This is a genomic window from Brevibacillus brevis (assembly GCF_031583145.1).
GTDB classification, from domain to species: Bacteria; Bacillota; Bacilli; order Brevibacillales; family Brevibacillaceae; genus Brevibacillus; species Brevibacillus brevis_E.
Window position 1 is genome coordinate 5,066,605 of sequence record NZ_CP134050.1, and the last position, 17,628, is coordinate 5,084,232.

18 protein-coding genes are annotated in these 17,628 nt (G+C 54.1%); 6 read left to right on the forward strand and 12 right to left on the reverse strand.

What is annotated here, in order from left to right:
* Window positions 1–49: 49 nt before the first annotated feature.
* The gene (locus RGB73_RS25125) at window positions 50–1,492 is read left to right on the forward strand and encodes a M20 family metallopeptidase (RefSeq protein WP_310765678.1); all 1,443 of its coding nucleotides are present in this window, start codon (window positions 50–52) and stop codon (window positions 1,490–1,492) included.
* Window positions 1,493–1,617: 125 nt separating this feature from the next.
* On the opposite strand, the gene RGB73_RS25130 is transcribed toward RGB73_RS25125, so the two are convergent.
* Entirely contained in the window at window positions 1,618–2,814 is a 1,197-nt protein-coding gene (locus tag RGB73_RS25130) for an aminotransferase-like domain-containing protein (protein ID WP_310765681.1), read from the reverse strand.
* 190 nt (window positions 2,815–3,004) lie between these two features.
* Here RGB73_RS25130 and pdxR point away from each other — a divergent pair, with 190 nt between their 5' ends.
* Window positions 3,005–4,492: a MocR-like pyridoxine biosynthesis transcription factor PdxR gene (gene pdxR, locus RGB73_RS25135; protein ID WP_310765684.1), complete on the forward strand. Its 1,488-nt coding sequence runs from the start codon at window positions 3,005–3,007 to the stop codon at window positions 4,490–4,492.
* Between the two features lie 71 nt (window positions 4,493–4,563).
* Here pdxR and RGB73_RS25140 read toward each other — a convergent pair whose 3' ends face one another.
* The gene (locus RGB73_RS25140) at window positions 4,564–5,343 is read right to left on the reverse strand and encodes a metallophosphoesterase (RefSeq protein ID WP_310765686.1); all 780 of its coding nucleotides are present in this window, start codon (window positions 5,341–5,343) and stop codon (window positions 4,564–4,566) included.
* 103 nt (window positions 5,344–5,446) lie between these two features.
* Between RGB73_RS25140 and RGB73_RS25145 the strand changes: the two genes are divergently transcribed.
* Window positions 5,447–6,043, forward strand: coding sequence for a hypothetical protein (locus RGB73_RS25145; protein ID WP_310765688.1), 597 nt, complete (start codon window positions 5,447–5,449; stop codon window positions 6,041–6,043).
* 16 nt (window positions 6,044–6,059) lie between these two features.
* Here the strand turns inward: RGB73_RS25145 and RGB73_RS25150 are convergent, their stop codons facing one another.
* From RGB73_RS25150 to RGB73_RS25160, 3 genes are all read right to left on the reverse strand, one after another.
* Window positions 6,060–7,544, reverse strand: coding sequence for a DUF4153 domain-containing protein (locus RGB73_RS25150; protein ID WP_310765690.1), 1,485 nt, complete (start codon window positions 7,542–7,544; stop codon window positions 6,060–6,062).
* A gap of 172 nt (window positions 7,545–7,716) precedes the next feature.
* Window positions 7,717–8,076 (reverse strand): iron-sulfur cluster insertion protein ErpA, encoded by a 360-nt coding sequence (gene erpA / locus RGB73_RS25155; protein WP_310765692.1) that lies wholly within the window; start codon window positions 8,074–8,076, stop codon window positions 7,717–7,719.
* A 151-nt stretch (window positions 8,077–8,227) separates the two neighbouring features.
* Entirely contained in the window at window positions 8,228–8,449 is a 222-nt protein-coding gene (locus tag RGB73_RS25160; protein ID WP_310765695.1) for a Spo0E family sporulation regulatory protein-aspartic acid phosphatase, read from the reverse strand.
* Window positions 8,450–8,866: 417 nt separating this feature from the next.
* Here RGB73_RS25160 and mqnE point away from each other — a divergent pair, with 417 nt between their 5' ends.
* Complete coding sequence (gene mqnE / locus RGB73_RS25165) at window positions 8,867–9,970, forward strand: aminofutalosine synthase MqnE (RefSeq protein ID WP_310765697.1); 1,104 nt, start codon at window positions 8,867–8,869, stop codon at window positions 9,968–9,970.
* A 155-nt stretch (window positions 9,971–10,125) separates the two neighbouring features.
* Here the strand turns inward: mqnE and RGB73_RS25170 are convergent, their stop codons facing one another.
* Window positions 10,126–10,383, reverse strand: a complete 258-nt coding sequence (locus RGB73_RS25170) for a DUF1450 domain-containing protein (protein ID WP_310765699.1) — start codon at window positions 10,381–10,383, stop codon at window positions 10,126–10,128.
* A gap of 173 nt (window positions 10,384–10,556) precedes the next feature.
* Between RGB73_RS25170 and RGB73_RS25175 the strand changes: the two genes are divergently transcribed.
* Both RGB73_RS25175 and RGB73_RS30690 read left to right on the forward strand, forming a co-directional pair.
* Window positions 10,557–11,624: an NAD(P)/FAD-dependent oxidoreductase gene (locus RGB73_RS25175; RefSeq protein WP_310765701.1), complete on the forward strand. Its 1,068-nt coding sequence runs from the start codon at window positions 10,557–10,559 to the stop codon at window positions 11,622–11,624.
* 161 nt (window positions 11,625–11,785) lie between these two features.
* Complete coding sequence (locus RGB73_RS30690; RefSeq protein ID WP_396136235.1) at window positions 11,786–11,854, forward strand: hypothetical protein; 69 nt, start codon at window positions 11,786–11,788, stop codon at window positions 11,852–11,854.
* Between the two features lie 71 nt (window positions 11,855–11,925).
* Here RGB73_RS30690 and RGB73_RS25180 read toward each other — a convergent pair whose 3' ends face one another.
* The 6 genes from RGB73_RS25180 to RGB73_RS25205 form a co-directional block, all read right to left on the reverse strand.
* Window positions 11,926–12,798 (reverse strand): LysR family transcriptional regulator, encoded by an 873-nt coding sequence (locus RGB73_RS25180; RefSeq protein ID WP_310765703.1) that lies wholly within the window; start codon window positions 12,796–12,798, stop codon window positions 11,926–11,928.
* Between the two features lie 78 nt (window positions 12,799–12,876).
* The gene (locus RGB73_RS25185; RefSeq protein ID WP_310765705.1) at window positions 12,877–14,091 is read right to left on the reverse strand and encodes an MFS transporter; all 1,215 of its coding nucleotides are present in this window, start codon (window positions 14,089–14,091) and stop codon (window positions 12,877–12,879) included.
* A gap of 127 nt (window positions 14,092–14,218) precedes the next feature.
* Window positions 14,219–14,881 (reverse strand): type 1 glutamine amidotransferase domain-containing protein, encoded by a 663-nt coding sequence (locus tag RGB73_RS25190; protein ID WP_310765708.1) that lies wholly within the window; start codon window positions 14,879–14,881, stop codon window positions 14,219–14,221.
* Between the two features lie 225 nt (window positions 14,882–15,106).
* Window positions 15,107–15,868 (reverse strand): response regulator transcription factor, encoded by a 762-nt coding sequence (locus tag RGB73_RS25195; RefSeq protein ID WP_310765710.1) that lies wholly within the window; start codon window positions 15,866–15,868, stop codon window positions 15,107–15,109.
* Window positions 15,846–17,105, reverse strand: a complete 1,260-nt coding sequence (locus RGB73_RS25200) for a sensor histidine kinase (protein ID WP_310765712.1) — start codon at window positions 17,103–17,105, stop codon at window positions 15,846–15,848. Before RGB73_RS25200 ends, RGB73_RS25195 begins: the two co-directional genes overlap by 23 nt.
* A gap of 113 nt (window positions 17,106–17,218) precedes the next feature.
* Window positions 17,219–17,626 carry a GlcG/HbpS family heme-binding protein gene (locus tag RGB73_RS25205; RefSeq protein ID WP_310765714.1) on the reverse strand — a complete coding sequence of 136 codons (408 nt, stop codon included), beginning with the start codon at window positions 17,624–17,626 and terminating at the stop codon, window positions 17,219–17,221.
* Window positions 17,627–17,628 lie beyond the last annotated feature (2 nt).

Genomic DNA, 17,628 nt, shown 5'->3' on the forward strand with positions numbered 1-17,628 from the left:
ATCGCGCGCTAGTCTGCTTCCAAACTAACTACATTGCGAGGTGTTCTACATGGTAAATCGTGACAGAATTGCAGAAATCATCGAACAGAAAAGAGAACTCTTCACACAGGTGAGCGACCGCATCTGGGAGTTCGCGGAAACGCGCTTTGAAGAGTTTCGCTCCGCCGAATTGCTTTGCCAGACGCTCGAACAGGAAGGCTTCACTGTAGAAAAAAATCTCGCCGGGATCAAGACTGCCTTTGTCGGCAGCTACGGCAGCGGAGGTCCTGTCGTCGCGATCCTCGGCGAGTACGATGCCCTCTCCGGGTTGAGCCAGGAACGCGGCAATGCCGAACATCAGCCCATCACCGCTGGCGGAAACGGCCATGGCTGCGGTCACAACCTCTTGGGGACAGGCTCTCTGGCCGCAGCCGTCGCCATTCGCCATTACATGGAAGAAAACCGGATCAAAGGCACGGTTCGCTACTACGGCTGCCCAGCAGAAGAGGGCGGTTCCGGGAAAGCCTATATGGCGCGCGCCGGATTGTTCGACGATGTCGATTTCGCGATTTGCTGGCATCCGCAAAATTTCAATGCGATCATGTCGATCAGCAGTCTGGCCAACTACCAGGTGTACTTCAAGTTCAAAGGAAAAGCCGCGCACGCCGCAGCCGCTCCTCACCTCGGACGCAGCGCGCTGGATGCCGTCGAGCTGATGAACATCGGCGTCAACTACCTGCGAGAGCACGTCATCCCGGAAGCTCGCTTGCATTACGCGATCACGAATACGGGCGGCTTCTCACCGAATGTCGTGCAAGCCGAAGCCCACGTCCTCTATTTGATCCGCGCGCCGAAAACGGAGCAAGTGGCGGAGATTTACGAGCGCGTCTGCAAAATCGCCCGCGGCGCTGCCATGATGACGGAAACGGAGGTCGAGATCATCTTTGACAAAGCGTGCTCCAACCTCATCCCGAATCAGACCTTGGAGCGCGTCATGTACGAAAACTTCCAGGCGCTCGGCGTCCCGAAGTTTGACGAAGCCGAAAAGACGTTTGCCCGCCAGATTCGCACGACCATTCCCGAAGCGGATAAAAACAGCGAGCTGCACATGCTGGCCAAGCTGAAAGGGACAGGAGCGGGCGAATTCGTCAGCAAGCTGAAGGAACAGGTGCTGTCCGAATTCCTTCTGCCACATATGCAAACTCCCCGCCTGATGTCCGGATCGACGGACGTCGGGGATGTCAGCTGGATCACGCCGACTGTTCAGTGTTCGACGACGTGCTTTGCCATGGGCACGCAGCTGCACTCCTGGCAGGCCGTCTCGCAAGGCGGCATGTCCATCGGTCAAAAAGGGATGCTGCACGCCGGCAAGGTCATGGCTGCGACGGGAATCGACGTCCTGACGCGCCCGGACGTGATCGAAGAAGCAAAAGCCGAGCTGAAAGAAAGGCTGGAGGGCAAAACATACGTCTGCCCGATTCCGGCTGACATTCAGCCGGCCGCCCGTCGATAGTCTCCTTGAAATGCAGAAGGGCTGCCCTGGTGGCAGCCCTTTTGTCCTGTTCTTACCCGAAAAAGATCGTTTAGTCGTGATCACGCCCTCGCTTCCTCCGCTGTCTCAGTGGCTGATCCCGTCCATCATTCACGCACCTTGCTGGCCAGCACCTTGTCGATCGCTGCCATCAGACGACCCATCCCCTCTTCGATCCTTTGCTGCGAAGAGTGGGTGTAGTTGAGCCGAAGCGTATTCGTTTGCGGCGTACCGGTGAAAAAGGAGGCTCCCGGCACGAAGGCTACTCCTTCATCTACAGCCGCTTTCAACAGCTCAGACGTATCGATCGGCCGATTGATCGCCACCCAGAGGAACATGCCGCCCTTCGGCTCCGCCCACTCAAACAAATGGGGACCGCTCCTGGCCAGGCAAGCCTGCATCGCCTGCATCCGTCGCTCGTAAACCGCCCTGAGCCTGTCTACGTGATCTTGTACAGGGAAATCCTTGAGGAAATAATAAAGGGCCCGCTGGTCAACCGAGCTTGTATGGAGATCGGTTGATTGCTTCGATAAAGCCCCCAAGCGGATCACCTCCTTGGGTCCCGCCAGCCAGCCGATGCGGAAGCCGGGAGCGACCGTTTTGGAAAAGGTGCTCGTGTAGATCACCCGTTTTCCCTCTGTATCCATCGCTGCCAGCGGTACCGGCTCCTCCTCCGCAAAGCGCAGCTCGGAGTAGGGGTCGTCTTCCACGATCAATACGTTGTGCTTTTCCGCGAGGCGCAAGAGCGCTTCCCGCCTCTCCCTGCTCCAAACCTTGCCTTCCGGGTTCGAGAAAGTGGGCACTACGTAAATGAACTTGGGTGAATGTGCGATGATCTTTTCTTCCAGGGCCTCCGGAATCATTCCGTCCGCGTCGCTCTCTACCGCGATGATGTCCGTCTCGTACAAGCGGAATGCTTGCAGGGCTGCCAGGTAGGACGGGTTTTCGACCAGAATCGTATCCCCTGCCGAAAGAAACACCTTTGCCAGCAAATCGATGGCCTGCTGCGAGCCTGTCGTCACCAAAATGTTTTCCACATGCGAAGAGATGCCTTTTTCTTGCATCCGCTCCGAAATGAGCATCCGTAGATCGGTGTCCCCTTCAGTGGGTCCGTACTGAAGATATTTTCCTCCCGAACGGAAGACCTTTTGATAAGCCATCTCCAGCTCCTGCACAGGGAACAGTGATTCATCGGGCAAGCCCCCGGCAAACGAAATCACATCTCCCGCTTGTGTGACTTTGAGCAGATCCCGTACTGCAGACGAGGTGATTCTCTGCACGCGCGTTGCAAATGGATACGACATGACTGACCACTCCTTGCCAAACGTTTTTGTAGAGCAAGCATACGGGGCTGAGAGTAGAACAGTAAAGATCCGTTTATAACACTTTTCGAAAAATTAAAAGAACTCATACCCTTTTCCTGCTTCATGCGTTACACTGTCTGTAACCATTTTCCTGGCACGTGCGGCTTTAAACAGTAAAAGGAGAAAGAAGATGCACATCGACCTGGACAGAAACGCTGGCATAACACTTTCAGAACAGATACGCTCCTCGATCGTGGATCGGATTCAATCCGGCTTGCTGCTGGAGGGGGAAAAACTTCCCTCGGTAAGGAATCTCGCCAAATGCCTGAATGTAAGCTTGATGACCGTCTTTCATGCTTATGAATTATTGGAGCAGGAAGGCATGATCAAGCGGATTCAGGGAAAAGGCACCTTTATTCAGGGGAAAACGGACAGATTTCGGGATCGCCGGGAAGAGGGGCCGTCCATGGACTGGCAGAACAGCGTCGCCGATTATTTGCCCCGCGCCCAATACTGGCGCATGATGCAGACGCCGCTGGCGGATGTGGCGAACCTGTCGATGGCATCCCTGCACGAATCGCTCATCCCGACCGAATGGATCTCTGAGCAGCTTGCCCAGCACGCCCAGCTCGACCACACTCTTTTGACCGAATACGGCCCTGTCCAGGGGGACGGAAGCCTGCGTGAGGCGGTGCTTCCGTACTTTCGCGAAAAAGGCATCCTCGCCAGCCCGAGTGAAATCATGATTCTCAATGGCTCGCAGCAAGGGATCGATCTGGTCGCGTCTACGTTTGTGGGGCCTGGTGACACTGTCGTGCTGGAGGAGCCTGCCTATCCCTGCGCGATCGATGTCATGCGAAAGCGGGGCGCTACCGTATATACGATCCCAATCGACGCAGAGGGAATGCAGGTGGATCGATTGGCAGCCCTGTGCGATTCGCGTCCGCCCAAGCTGATCTATACGAACCCGACCTTTCAGAATCCAACAGGCGCAGTGATGAGCGCCAGGCGCCGTGCACAGCTGCTGGAGCTGGCCCAGAGCTATGGTTCCATCATTCTAGAGGATGATGCGACCAGCGATCTTTATTTTGGGGCGGAGCCTCCCCCGCCTCCTATCAAAAGCATGGATCGGCACGGCCACGTCATCTATTTGAAAGGGATCAGCAAGCTGATTTCCCCTGGCTGCCGCATCGGTTTTTTGATCGCAAACGGCACGTTCATCACGAGACTCGTCAGCTCCAAAGGGATCAGTGACCTCGGATCTCCGCTGATCACCCAGAAGGCCCTTCTCCCCTTCTTTGCATCCAGCCAGCTGAAAAAGCATGCGCCCCTGCTGCGGGAGAAACTAAAAGAGCGCAGGGATCTGGTTCTGCGAATATTGAACCGTTCGGCGCCAAAAGGCGTTCATTGGAACAAGCCGGACGGAGGATTGAATATTTGGCTCTCGCTGCCCCCTGCGCTGAATGCGGATGACTTCCACATGATTGCCCTGCAGAGAGGGATTTCCTTCTTGCCGGGACACGTCTGTTTTCCAAACCAGCAGCTATTCCACCATCTGCGGCTCTCGTTTTCCTACCTGGATGCTCGCCAGCTCGAGCAGGCCGTGATGACGCTTTGCAGTCTGCTGCACGACTTTCTTCGGTCCGATCGGCTTTCTCAGCGGATGATGCCGATTTGAGCGGCTCTGTACATGAGAAAAGCGCAGACCGAGAAGAGCTGCGCTTTTCTGTGTGCCCCTCCCCTCTATCCTCATCCGGGTCGCTGCGGTTGGTTCAGCAAATACACCGTCACTTCCGGAAAGCAGTTCAGGCGAAAAGGGAGTCTCGATGTCCCTAGCCCTCTGCTGATGGAGAAAACCCCCACCTCCCTGTCCTGTTTGGGACCGATGTGAAAATGCTTGTACGCTCCGAATGTCCTCCTGACAACCCGGATCTGTCCCCCATGCGTATGGCCGGTGAGCAAGAGATCGCCTTGGATTCCTTTTTCACGAATGAACGAGATGATGTTCGGCGAGTGAGCCAGGAGCACCGTCCAGTATGTCCGTTTCGCTTTCTCCTCTTTATCTGGCTCATAGCGCTCATTGCCGTAGGTAGAATTGTCGAAGCCGTAGACCCGTATCCGGGCATCGCCGATATCAAAGAAGACCTCCTTGTTTTCCAGCACAGTCATCTTCGCTTGCCACTGTTCCTTGCAGCTTGCGTACTCCTCTGCGGTGTACGCTCTCTTTTTCCAGCCCCGCGCTTCCTGTCGCTCGTAATTGCCCGGGACGAAACAGAACCCGTGCTGCGCCCGAATTTTTGCTATTTCTTGCATGACCCGTGGCAATTGACCGCGGTGTTGCGCCAAATCGCCAGTACAAAAGACAATGTCCGGCTCCCATCGATTGACCAGCCGATGCAGCGAACCGTTGAGATAACGGGTGCGGCCATGCAAATCGGTCAGGTGGACGAGCGTCAAAGGCGGCAGCCCCGCTGCGGTCAGATGGATGAGCGTGGTCTTCACGTAAAGCGTATGAACGAATAGAAGCATGCCTCCTGCTGCGAGGCAGAGCAAAATGATCCCAATCATCCCTGACATATTAATGGAACAAACTCTCCTCTCCTGCGTCCTATGGTGGAAGGAGTGATTCAAGATGTCGACTCGTTTGTTTTTGTCTCCCGCGATGATCGTCCTATTCGCCCTCTGCCTGCTCGGCCCCTCTTTTTTCGCGCCTCCTGCCTATGCCTGCAGCTGCACCATGCCCCCCGACGCCCAGACCGCCCTGATGCAGGCGGACGCCGTCTTCTCGGGCAAAGTGCTGGGGGCACGCGAAGTCATCGACTGGCGCGAGTTTCGGCCATTTTCAAAGCCGATTCGCAAGCAGCTGGAAGTAACTTTGGAGGTGCACTCTGCCTGGAAAGGGGTCTCCACCTCGCAGGTACAGGTAGTCACCGATCTGTCTGAGGCTTCATGCGGTTTCGAGTTCCAAGCTGGCCAGTCGTACCTCGTCTACTCCTCGTTCGGGGAGAATAACGAGCTCGGCACGCACCTGTGCACGCGTACGGCTGCACTGGCCGGCGCGGGTGAAGATTTGCTCGCCTTGGGTCAAGGCTCACCGCCGGACCAGCAGGTCGATCTTCTCGGCAGGCAGCGGCTTTGGTCGTACGGGCTGCCGGCTGCTGTCCTGGCCGTCGGATTGGCCGCCGCTGTCATCGCATCCCGCTCACACGCAAAGCGGGGACGCCCGTAATCGCGTCCCCACTCTCTCACTCCACGTATGCTTGGGCTCTGGATCTGGCCAGATTGAACGATTGCCAGTCGCTTTCTTCCTCCAAATCCTCCACTTTTTCACGGATTTGCTGCATAACCGATTCGCCTACGGACTTGTCTTGTGCCAGCGTCATGATTACCGGAACCGCATCGGAGGACAGGCCCGCCAAATACTCGGTGTCGATCTCTCCCGTCTCGTGATAGCGCTGAATGTTGTTTTCCGCGATCACGACATCGATGTTGAGGTAATTTACGATGACGTACGCTGCAATCGCCGCGATTCCGTAATATTTTGGCAAGGAAAAGCCGCTGCGCCAGATTCTCAGCAGAGCGATCGCGAACAGCACGAACAAAAAGACCATGAAGGCGTGGGCGAGCAGCCGCGAGTATGTATAACCGTAAGCCTCCTGGTACAGCGAAAGGCGGAAGTAGGCAGAATAGAGCATGAAGCTCGTACAAACCGTCAGCAGGCTGAGCAGCACTTGAACGATCCGGTACGTGAGCGGTTTTTCCCGCGATACGAGATACATGGAGCTGACGAGCAGGATGAAATTGATGATCGTCACCACGACCAGCTCGTTGAAGCCTTTTTTCGCGTATTCCGCATACGTCATTCCATCCGGGAGGGCAGTCTGTGCTCCGCCGAACAAATACGAAATCTGGATCACGGTAAATGCCGCGTACACGACGTTGATGATGGTGAGGATCGTCACTACGATGACCCCATCCCAGGCGATTTTTTTCTCTTCGCGTATGACGGGTGCCGCCGCCACGTCATGTTGTCCCGGCCCCAAACTGGAATACAGGTAGCCAAAGCTCACGAGCGCCACCGATCCGATCAAGACCAGTCGAAACAGCGCCTCTGCCGAGTCCCAGTCGAACAGCATGCGCGGTATTTCCTCCAGAAAATGCCCGAATACGCCGTCAGCCTGGGAGAGCAGCGTCAACACGACCAGGAGGAGCGGCAGGGAAATCCCGATCCCCGTCAGCACTTTCTTTGCCATTCTGTATTTGGTCCCATCCACACGCGACCTGATTCGTCGGCTCAACAGGACGAACGGGATACGCGTATGCCTCAGCGTATGGTACATCACCATCTCGACGATCTCTCCGAAAAATCCGAACGAGTGCCATTCACGCTTGTACCGCCTGCTCAGCAGCATCGTTTGGGCGACCAACAGAAACGGGACGATCATGAAATTCAGCAAGTGAAAAAACAGATTGTCGTACAAAAAAAAGGTCAGGGCGAGCAGAAAGGTCGGCAGCGTCAGCAGCCATGCAAAGGCTTGATCCTGCGAAAAGCGCAAATGGATGCGCTCCCGGGCTTGCCAAAAGAACAGCCCGTACAAGCACAGGACAAACAGCGGATAAGAAATGCCAAAATCCTTTCCGTAAAACAAATAATCCCCGATCAAACCGATCACCAGCGAGCCGATGAACAGCCAGCGCAGACTGGGTTTTCTTTCTATTTGGAAGTCCACACATTTCCACTCCTTGCCGTTGTTCCGTCATCCAGACCATCCGTCTCAAAATGACAGCCAACTGTAAATACGTGGAAGTCAGCCTGGGAGATACACGATGAGGACATCCCGACAAACAAAAAAACCTCTACGGCTCTCGTACGCCATAGAGGTCTGTTTGCACTGTCTTTGGTCAGTCGTCACACTTCTCCGCTTTGCCCTCGGCCAATGCCGTGCGGAACGACGAACCGCAGCCACAGGAAGCGATCGCATTCGGATTCTCGATGGAAAAGCCTCCGCCCATCATCGATTCCTTGAAATCAATCTCGGTGCCTTTAATGTATGGATAGCTGTCCTTGTCGACAACGATTTTCACGCCGTGCTGCTCGAAGGTCGTGTCGCCTTCCTTCATTTCCTCATCCCAGCCCATGCCGTAGGTGAAGCCACTGCAACCTCCTGGTCTTACTCCGACCCGCAGGAACAGATTGGGTTTATCTTCAGCAGCCAGCATTTCCTTGACCTTGAGGCTGGCTCGCTCTGTCAACGTAATCATGCTTCTTCCTCCTTTACAGGGCGATTTGTTTCCCATGCCTTTAGTATACCTAACAATCGTCTCTTCCCACAAGGTTCGACTGCACTTCGGCCGCCCAATCTTCCAGCCGCCTCAGGCTCCTGTAAATGAAGAAAAGAAGGGTTTCCCCTTCTTATGCGAAAAATGCCTTGTTTTCAAGAAGATAAAAGCGATAAGGTTTCTTGCTGGTCCCTACCTTAGACAGATTATGATCTATCTGGTTCAGTTCGTTGTGTAGTTGATCAATTTGTATACTGTATTCTAGGACTTCTGGATGATCTAACCCAAACTCTAACCCCATATTTACCATACGCTGTCGAAGGAGTTCGATTTTTTCGAGCAAAACATCCCGCATTTTGAAGCTCCTCCTAATAGTAGATCAGGCTTAACTACCTATATTTTACAAGATTACCTACGATTTCGCAAACAAAATTTCCCACGAATACCTATTTGTACGCAATATTTTGCCGATGATTGTAATATTTTTACAGTCGAGAGTTGGAGAACTTATGTTATTGTTCCGGCAATCCAAGAGGTTTATAATATAGGTGCTTTATTGCCCGATTTTTGCATTTTCCTGCGATTGAAACGAAAGCGTTTTTTTGTTCGATATCGCTTGAAAAATGCAGGCTGAAGCTCCCTTAAGCTACCGGGAGTGAGGCATTTTTACTACCCCGGGATTCCTCCGCCCCCATGAACGCTCTAGCCAGGGTAGCCGGACGAATCTCAACGTATTTCACTATCGATATGATTTGGAAAGGAAGTGTTTGGAATGGCGCTTGAAACGATTGCCATCCAAGACAAATCGCTCGCTGGCATCGCCGAAAAGGTCTACCACGGAGAACGACTGACCCTGGAAGACGGTGTCACTCTCTTCAACTCCCACGATCTGCTCACGATCGGACAGCTCGCCAACATCGTCAACCAACGGAAAAACGGCGACAATGTTTACTTTATTCAAAACCTGTACATCAATCCGACGAACGTCTGTGAAGCCCACTGCAAATTCTGCGGCTTCCGCCGTGACAAGGACGAAGATGGCGCTTACACCATGAACACCGAAGAGCTGCTGCACTACGTGGAAACCCGTTTCCATCCAGGCATTCGCGAGTTCCACGTCGTAGGCGGACACAACCAGCACATGCCGTTCGAATACTACGTCGATACGATTCGCACACTCAAAAAGGCATACCCTGACGTGACCATCAAATCGTACACCGGTGCCGAAATCGAGTTCTTCTCCCGCATCTCCGGCCTGTCTATCGAAGGCGTATTGAAGGAATTGATGAATGCCGGCCTGGAAAGCTTGACTGGCGGCGGCGCGGAGATCTTGACCGAGCGCTACCGGATGAAAATGAGCCCGGAAAAAGCGAGCACAGACATGTACCTGCAAGTGCACCGCACTGCCCACCAGCTGGGGCTGAAAACGCACTCCACCATGCTGTACGGTTCGATCGAAACCTTGGAAGAGCGCGTGATTCACATGCTGCGTCTGCGCGAGCTGCAGGATGAAACCAACGGATTCCTGGTCTTTATCCCGCTGGCTGTACAGCCGATCAAGGCTTCCGCGGGCATCAAGCGCCGCAACTCCGCAATCGACGACTTGAAAACGATGGCGATCAGCCGCCTGATGCTGGACAACTTCCCGCACATCAAGGCGTACTTCATCAACATCGGTACGCAGCTGACCCAGCTGTCCCTGACCATGGGGATGTCCGACGTCCACGGCACGCTCATCGAGGAGCGCATCAGCCACTCTGCCGGCGCTCTGACGCAGCAAGCCCTGACTGTCGACGAGCTGGTCTGGCTGGTTAAAGGCGCTGGCAAGCGCGCACTGGAACGCGACACGTTCTACAACGTCATCAAAGAACACTAACCCTTGCCGAAACACAAAAAGCTGATGCCCGCTCCCTTGCGCGGCATCAGCTTCTTTTTATTCCGACTGCCCCATCCGCCCTACCTGCGATTTGCGCTCCTCTCACCGCAAGGGTTCCAAACGGGGCACAATGTACATAGTAAGAAAAGCACGTTTTAGAAAGGAAAGTCCAGTTCTTCTTCTTCCTCACGCAGCTTGCGCTTGATTTTGGCAAGAAGCTCGTCTGCGGTCTCGGCCTGCACCAGGTTTCCGTTGACCAGCGCGAACGGCTGCATGTAGCATTCGCCGCAATACCCCAGGCATCCGTACTCCAATACGTCCACGTCCAAATCGGGATCCTTTTCCAATGCATCCACGACGGATTGGGTATAAGAAGCGACGTTGCTCGCGCAAAATTCGATTAAAGGCTTCATCTATCTTCACCTTCCGATACATTCGACATCGTCACGTCCTTTATTGTACCTCGTCTGCTGCAAAAATCCAGCGGAGAAAACGGGAAAAAGATTCTGCTTGCATTTTTGGCGAAAGAGACTAAAAATAGAATGGGTGCTGTATAAAACGGACATAAGAAAGGACTAGACCTTCTATGAAACGACTTGTGATCCTTGGTGGAGGATACGGGGGTCTTCGTATTATTGAGCGAGTCCTGTCCCCTGATTTACCTGACGATGTGTTTATTACCCTTGTAGACCGTATGCCGTTTCACGGCTTGAAAACAGAGTACTACGCTCTGGCTGCAGGGACTACGCCAGAATCTCACTTGCGTGTCACCTTTCCAAACGATCCTCGCCTGACGATCAAATACGGGGAAGTAACCGGATTGGATTTGGACGAGCAGATCGTCAACTTTACCAACGGGGACACCATTTCCTACGACTGGCTCGTCATCGGACTTGGCTGTGAGGACCGTTACCACAATATCCCTGGCGCAGAGCAGTTCACCTGTTCCATTCAGTCCATGGGATCTACCCGCAACACTTATTCCGCAATTAATAATGTGAATCCGTATGGAACGGTTACCGTTGTGGGTGGAGGCCTGAGCGGCGTAGAAATGGCTGCCGAGCTGCGCGAGAGCCGTCCCGACCTGAATGTACGCATTATCGACCGCGGACAAAGCATTCTCAGTCCATTCCCGAAAAAGCTGCAGGAATACGCTTCGCAATGGTTCATCGAGCACGATGTGCAGCTCGTATCCATGGCCAGCGTGACAGGTGTCGAACCGGGCGTCGTCTTCAACCACAACCAACCAGTGGAAAGCGACGTCATCGTCTGGACTGCCGGCATTCAAGCGAACCGGATCGTGCGCGAGCTTCCGATCGAAACAGACAACATCGGACGCGCCAAGCTGAATCAGTATCACCAAATCCCATCTCATCCAAACGTATACGTCGTAGGCGACTGCGCAAGCACGATCACCGCGCCAAGCGCCCAAACGGCTGAGATCCAGGGCGATCAAATCGCCATGATACTGAAAAAGGACATCAAAGGCGAAGAGTATCCTCCGTCCCTGCCTCCTCTGAAGCACAAAGGCTTCCTCGGATCCCTGGGGAAAAAAGAAGGGTTTGCCAGCATGGGGAAAGTTTCCCTCGTCGGCCAAATGGCTCGCGTCATCAAGAGCGGTCAACTGTGGATGTACAAAAAACATATGGGATAGCCCGCAAAAACCTGTTGACCATGGTCAAACAGGTTTCTTTTTTTGCAACGATTTTTCGGCCTGGCCCCCCGGAATTTTGTCAAAACAGCCCCTTCTGGAAGGACGGTATTCCGTTACGTTAAGGGGGATGGTGCACATTTTGCCCGGCTTGCACAGCGGAGATCGATGGTGTGTGCCCCTGCGGCGGGATGCGGGTAATCAGACCCAGGAGGATCAAAGTCATATGCTAGAGGCAAGCCGCACGGAGGGATGAAAGTCATACGGGAAAAAGGCCGCTGTATCCAGAAACAGCGGCCTTTTCCTATCTCAGCGTGCTGCGAAGAGCCTCCAGCAACAGCTTCAGAGTCGGTACATTTCGATTTTTGAGGAGATAGGCCAGGTACAAATCATTTTGGACCCGATGTGCGGGGTAAATGATTTTCGCTTTTTCTCTTGGCAAGACATCCTCCAGCATGTAGGTCGGCAGCAGACTGATGCCTGCACCGTGCTCGATGGCTTTGAGGAGGGCGTGTAAATCGGGCAAGACGTGCGCAGGCTGCATCAGCGGTCGTTTTTGAAAATGCTCCCGCCAAAACCTGCGAATGATCGGCAGCTCGAGTCCATAACTCATCCAAGACTGGGAGGACAGCCACGCTTCCCACTGCTCTCGATCTTCAAAGACAGGTTCCGGAAAATCGGAAGGAGCCACGATAGCAAACTCCTCCTGAACGAAATACAGGTATTCGACACCCGGCGCCGAGAGTTTTTGCGAGGTGACGATCACATCCACCTTCTCTTCCAGAAGGTAGTCGAGAACGACAGAGGCAATCCCGAAATGGGCGATGACCCGCATCGGAAAATCCGCCAGGTGCGGAGAGACCCACTCGCGAAAAAACTCGTGCGCAGCCCCGATTCTGGCGACGGGAAGAGTCGGGGAGGAGACTGCTTTGAGGCTTTGCGTCGCCTCCTCCAGTCCCTCGATGAGAGGAACCACGCGGGTATAGAGCTCTTTTCCCCGCTCCGTCGGTACCATTTTCCGGGGAGTTCTGGTAAAGAGAGGCTCCCCCACTTCCGCCTCCAGAGCGGCCAGGTGCTGACTCATTGCTGGCTGGGTCATCATCCGTGTCCTGGCTGCTTCCGAAACAGAACCGTGCTTGTAGATGCTGATAAAACTGCGGTACCATTCAAAGTCCATTCATTTCCTCTCCTCCCACTCGGATCTTTAATAGATAGGAAAAGAAGGAGCAAGCGCAAGGCTTGCCCCGTTCCCGTCTCAAGAGCGGGACTTCTGCTTTTGTTGCCGGGCGCCCCACCATGTAAAGAGAAGGCCGATGACAGTCACCAGGGAAGCGACCCAAGGAACGGCGGGAAGGCCACCGCCAATGCCGTAATCGATGACCAGCCCGCCAATGTACGCGCCTATCGCATTGCCGAGGTTAAATGCCGCGATATTGAGCGAAGAGGCGAGGGTCGGCGCTTCTTTGGCCATGTTCAACATATGAAGCTGGAGTCCCGGTACCGTGCCAAAAGCGGCTACGCCCAAAAGGAAAACCGTAATCAATGCCGCTATCTTATTTTGATCCGTCACGCTAAAGACAGCAAGTACCACTGCCAAAACGAGGAGAATGCCGAGCAGCGATGGCAGCAAAGCACGGTCGGCCAGCTTCCCCCCATAAATATTCCCAAGCGTAATCCCTACGCCGAAAAGGACCAGAATGTAGGAAACCGAGCTGGCAGAAAAGCCCGTAATATCAGTCAAAATGGGGGCAATGTAGGAAAAAGCCGTGAATACCCCTCCAAAACCGAACACCGTCATCAAGAGGGCGACTTGCACAGTGGGACGGCGCAGCACCCCAAGCTCCTGACTCAGACTGGAGGGTGACGCTTTGACCTTGGGAACGAGACCGACAATCCCAAGCAAGGCGATGAATCCGATCACGGTGATGAGCCAAAACGTAGCCCGCCAACCGTAAGCCTGCCCGATGAATGTCCCGATAGGCACACCCAGGATGTTTGCCAGCGTCAATCCCGTGAACATGATTGCAATGGCTCCTGCCCGTTTTTCCTTGGGAACAAGCTGGGATGCGATGACGGAGCCTACCCCAAAAAAGGAGCCATGTGTCAAGGCGGCTAAAATGCGCGCCACCATGAGCACCGCATAATTCGGTGCAAGCGCAGCGAGCGCATTGCCCGCGATGAAGATGATCATGAGCAAAAGAAGCAAAGCCTTTCGCGGCACTCGGTGGGTGGCGATGGTAATGAAGGGCGCACTGACCGCAACTCCCAGCGCGTAGCCCGTAATGAGCAGTCCTGCCATCGGGATGGACACCTGCAGATCGGCGGACACCTCCGGAAGCAAGCCCATGATGATAAATTCGGTCATTCCGATGGCGAATGCCCCCAAGGTCAGGGCGTACAGGGCAATGGAAGATCGTTTGGCGGAAGCTTCCCCATCGTCAGCACGACGGGCAACGCTACCAGTATTCATCTGAATCCCTCCCAAGTTTTTTGTGCGGGTAGAGTCCTCGGCCAAATGGCCTGCCCGTCGAAAGGCGAAACCAAACCAAGGCCAGTCCCTGTAAGGCGGCCTCGGTCGTTTGTTTCATGTTTCCCCTTTACTCGCCCAATTTTTCAATGAGCGCTTTTGTCACCGCAACCGTAGATTGCGGGTTTTGTCCGGTGATGAGATTGCCATCCACCTCGAAATGCTCGGACCAGTTCGGTGCTGCTACAAAAATGGCTCCGAGGTCTCTCAGCTTGCTTTCCAGCAGAAAAGGAAGGAATGCGCCTAGTCCGGTGTCCGCTTCTTCCCGGTCGGTAAAGGCATTGACGCGTTTGCCGGCAACAAGCGGCAAACCATTGGTCAGAGTCGCCCCTACCAATCCCGCCGGACCGTGGCAAACAGCCGCAACCGGTTTCCCTGCTTCATAGAAATCGCGCAGCAGTTCCTGCAGCTTTGCGTTCCCTGGCAAATCAAACATGGTGCCATGCCCGCCTGGCAGGAAAATCGCATCAAAATCGGCAGCCTGTACTTCCTGCAGCTTCCGTGTGTTTTCCAGATGCTGAGCGGCATCGAGGAAATGCTGTGGCGTCTGTTCATCCACGCTGCCCGGATCAATCGGTCCTCTGCCTCCGAGCGGACTCGCTACCGTAACCTCATACCCCTGATCGGTAAAGGCCAGGTAGGCTTCCGCAAATTCCGACAGCCAGATTCCCGTCTCCTTTCCTTCGCGGATGTCGGTATGATTGGTCACGACCATCAAGATATGTTTTGCCATCTATATCGCCCTCCTTGTGTTTTGGTTTGTCACAAGGGTTATTCTAAGGCCGCATTCTCTATAAAACAAATTATGTTTTTTGTATGTATATATAAAAAAATTTATGGATTGAGGCAGGGTTGGACATTTCTTATGGGGTCAACACGCTGTGGCCGGATCAAAGAAAACAGCGGCGTGCCAGGAAGAAAAAATCCTTGGCTGCCGCTGCTATGGTTCCCCATTCCCTCACATGACGAAATTTCCAAACGTCGCCCTTGACCGTTTGGCAAGAGCGGCGCGGTGTTGAAACTGGGTGGGAGTCATTCCCTCATGCTTTTTGAACACCCGCGTAAAGTAGCTGGAATCCGCAAATCCGCAGCTTTCGCTGATCGACGCGATCGTCTCACATTCGTGAACAAGCAGATGCTTCGCCTTTTTCAAGCGGCGGATCGTGATAAACTCCGTGATGGTGAAACCGGTTTCATTTTTGAACAAGCGACTGACATATCGCGGATGCAGGTGAACCAGTTCGGATAGCAGCTCCAATCCGAGATCTTGCTGCAGGTTTTCCTCAATATAGGCCATGAGCTTGAGAATGTCGGCATTGCTTGTAGGCCTGATGGAGTGCTCCTTTCGGGGAGGATGGCTTTTGGGGATGTATTTTTCCAGTGTTTTCTCAATCTCACCGGGGTGGGCCGGCTTCAACAGAACATCTGATTCTTGGACAGCCTGCTTCCCGAGAAGAAACGTTTCATCGTAGGCCGTCAAAAAGATGATCCGGCAGTCGGGCTGCACTGCTCTGATTTGCTCGGCCGCCATCAATCCGTCCAATATCGGCATCTTGATATCCATGAATACGATGTCCATCTGCTCCCGACTGGCGATTTGTACAGCCTCTTCCCCATTCCGGGCTTCGAATAGCTGTGTCCCCATCGGATTGTGCTGACGGATGATCATCGACACTACCTCGCGCTCCAACGGCTCATCATCTGCGATCAAGAAGTTCACTCGGCTCACCTTCCCATCCCGTGATTGTCATGCGCACCATCGTCCCCTCACCCGGTTTGCTCTCGATTGCCGTGATGCCGCACCCCTCTCCAAAAGTATGCTGCAGCCGTTTGTGAACATTTTTCAGACCGATGCCAGCGTGATCGGAACGGGGACAATCGTTTTCGGCAAAGATCGTGGAAAGGCGCTCCGCCGACATGCCGCAGCCGTTGTCCACCACTTCGAGAATAAAGCGGTCGCGCTCCCGGTAACCGCGGAGCAGGAGGTTCATTTTTCCCGCTTGCGGCTCAAATCCGTGCACAATCGCATTTTCAATCAGGGTATGGATGCAGAGAATCGGCAGCTTGATCTGTTCGCTGTCAAACGCAATCTCTTCTTCGTAGAAGATCCGCTCGCGAAACCTGGATTGTTGAATATTCAAATAATTTCTCACATGCTCAAGCTCTTCCTTGAGCGTCACCAATTGCTCGACATTGCGGAGGCTGTACCGCAGGATTTTAGCCAGCGAGTAGGTCACCTCCTGCGTGTTCTCGGCCTTTTCCAAATAGGCGAGCCGCGCAATCGTGTTTAACGTATTAAACAGAAAGTGCGGATTGATTTGCGATTGCAGCACACGGAGCTGGGTTTCTTTCAGCGCCTTTTCCAGCTGGGCACGATGCCGGTGCTCCTCGATGAGGCGCTGATTTTTCTCGTGCAGTTCTTGTTGGGCTATATGGCTGGCCCCCATTTTGACGACGTAGTTGGCTACCACGAAGAGCATTTCGGCTGCGGCCTGCACTCGTTTTTCGTTCGTGAACTCGATTTGCCGGAAGTATTGATCCAATTGTTCCTGATCAAGGGCAAGCGATCGGGTATAGGCGCGAATCTGATCGAGCTGCTCCCGATCCGCTTCTTCTATAAGCACCTGTCCGCATAATACAGCGCCCAGGTACTGTCCGTTCAAAATGATCGGTGCCGCCAGATCCACCAGGCCGGAGTGACACCGGTGAATTACCGGCTTCCCTTCGCTGGCCGCCATTTTGCCCACTCGATCATCGGAGAGCATACATAAGCGAAGCCCTTCCTCCGAAGCCTCACGGATATAGGAGCAAAACTGCGTGAAATTGCTGGGATTCGTGACAGGCACACCCTGTTCATCCGCGACCACGACCGCAAAGCCGGTCGCATCCGCAAAACGATTCTGAATATCCTGGAGTGCTTCCACATTCACAATCGAGCGCAAGGTTAGCCTGTTCATCGAACCCCTACCCTTCCATTCGCGATAATCGGCTTTCCTCCATTTTACCTTGTTCCTTCCCAAACATCCATTTCCAATCCAGCGCACCCTCGTCATGGGAGCGAACGGGAGCATCATTCCTCAAAATGTTCCGCAGCTGCTTTCGCCACGAGGACATCCTCCTCTACCGATCCTCCGCTGACACCGACGGCTCCGAAGACGCGTCCGTCTTTTCTCAAGGGAATCCCGCCGCCGAAAATAACGACTCTCCCTTGATTGGTTGCCGTGATGCCGTACAACGAGCCGCCGGGGGACGCCACCTCTGCCAGATCGGCGGTGGGCAGCTTCAGTGCCACAGAGGTCCATGCCTTATTCTGTGCGATATCAAGGCTCACCAGAAGTGCACCGTCCATCCTGTGGCAGGCGACCAGATTTCCACCTTCATCCGCGACGGCGATCACCATTGGGACATTGATTTCTTCCGCCTTTTGCTCCGCCCGCTCGATCAGCCTTTTTGCGACTTGCAACGACAAACCTGCCATCT

Excerpts from the sequence above, each read along its gene's own strand:
- RGB73_RS25125 (WP_310765678.1), top strand. The coding sequence starts at position 50 with ATGGTAAATCGTGACAGAATTGCAGAAATCATCGAACAGAAAAGAGAA.
- RGB73_RS25130 (WP_310765681.1), bottom strand. The coding sequence starts at position 2,814 with ATGTCGTATCCATTTGCAACGCGCGTGCAGAGAATCACCTCGTCTGCA.
- pdxR (WP_310765684.1), top strand. The coding sequence starts at position 3,005 with ATGCACATCGACCTGGACAGAAACGCTGGCATAACACTTTCAGAACAG.
- RGB73_RS25140 (WP_310765686.1), bottom strand. The coding sequence starts at position 5,343 with ATGCTTCTATTCGTTCATACGCTTTACGTGAAGACCACGCTCATCCAT.
- RGB73_RS25145 (WP_310765688.1), top strand. The coding sequence starts at position 5,447 with ATGTCGACTCGTTTGTTTTTGTCTCCCGCGATGATCGTCCTATTCGCC.
- erpA (WP_310765692.1), bottom strand. The coding sequence starts at position 8,076 with ATGATTACGTTGACAGAGCGAGCCAGCCTCAAGGTCAAGGAAATGCTG.
- RGB73_RS25160 (WP_310765695.1), bottom strand. The coding sequence starts at position 8,449 with ATGCGGGATGTTTTGCTCGAAAAAATCGAACTCCTTCGACAGCGTATG.
- mqnE (WP_310765697.1), top strand. The coding sequence starts at position 8,867 with ATGGCGCTTGAAACGATTGCCATCCAAGACAAATCGCTCGCTGGCATC.
- RGB73_RS25170 (WP_310765699.1), bottom strand. The coding sequence starts at position 10,383 with ATGAAGCCTTTAATCGAATTTTGCGCGAGCAACGTCGCTTCTTATACC.
- RGB73_RS25175 (WP_310765701.1), top strand. The coding sequence starts at position 10,557 with ATGAAACGACTTGTGATCCTTGGTGGAGGATACGGGGGTCTTCGTATT.
- RGB73_RS25180 (WP_310765703.1), bottom strand. The coding sequence starts at position 12,798 with ATGGACTTTGAATGGTACCGCAGTTTTATCAGCATCTACAAGCACGGT.
- RGB73_RS25185 (WP_310765705.1), bottom strand. The coding sequence starts at position 14,091 with ATGAATACTGGTAGCGTTGCCCGTCGTGCTGACGATGGGGAAGCTTCC.
- RGB73_RS25190 (WP_310765708.1), bottom strand. The coding sequence starts at position 14,881 with ATGGCAAAACATATCTTGATGGTCGTGACCAATCATACCGACATCCGC.
- RGB73_RS25200 (WP_310765712.1), bottom strand. The coding sequence starts at position 17,105 with ATGAACAGGCTAACCTTGCGCTCGATTGTGAATGTGGAAGCACTCCAG.
- RGB73_RS25205 (WP_310765714.1), bottom strand. The coding sequence starts at position 17,626 with ATGGCAGGTTTGTCGTTGCAAGTCGCAAAAAGGCTGATCGAGCGGGCG.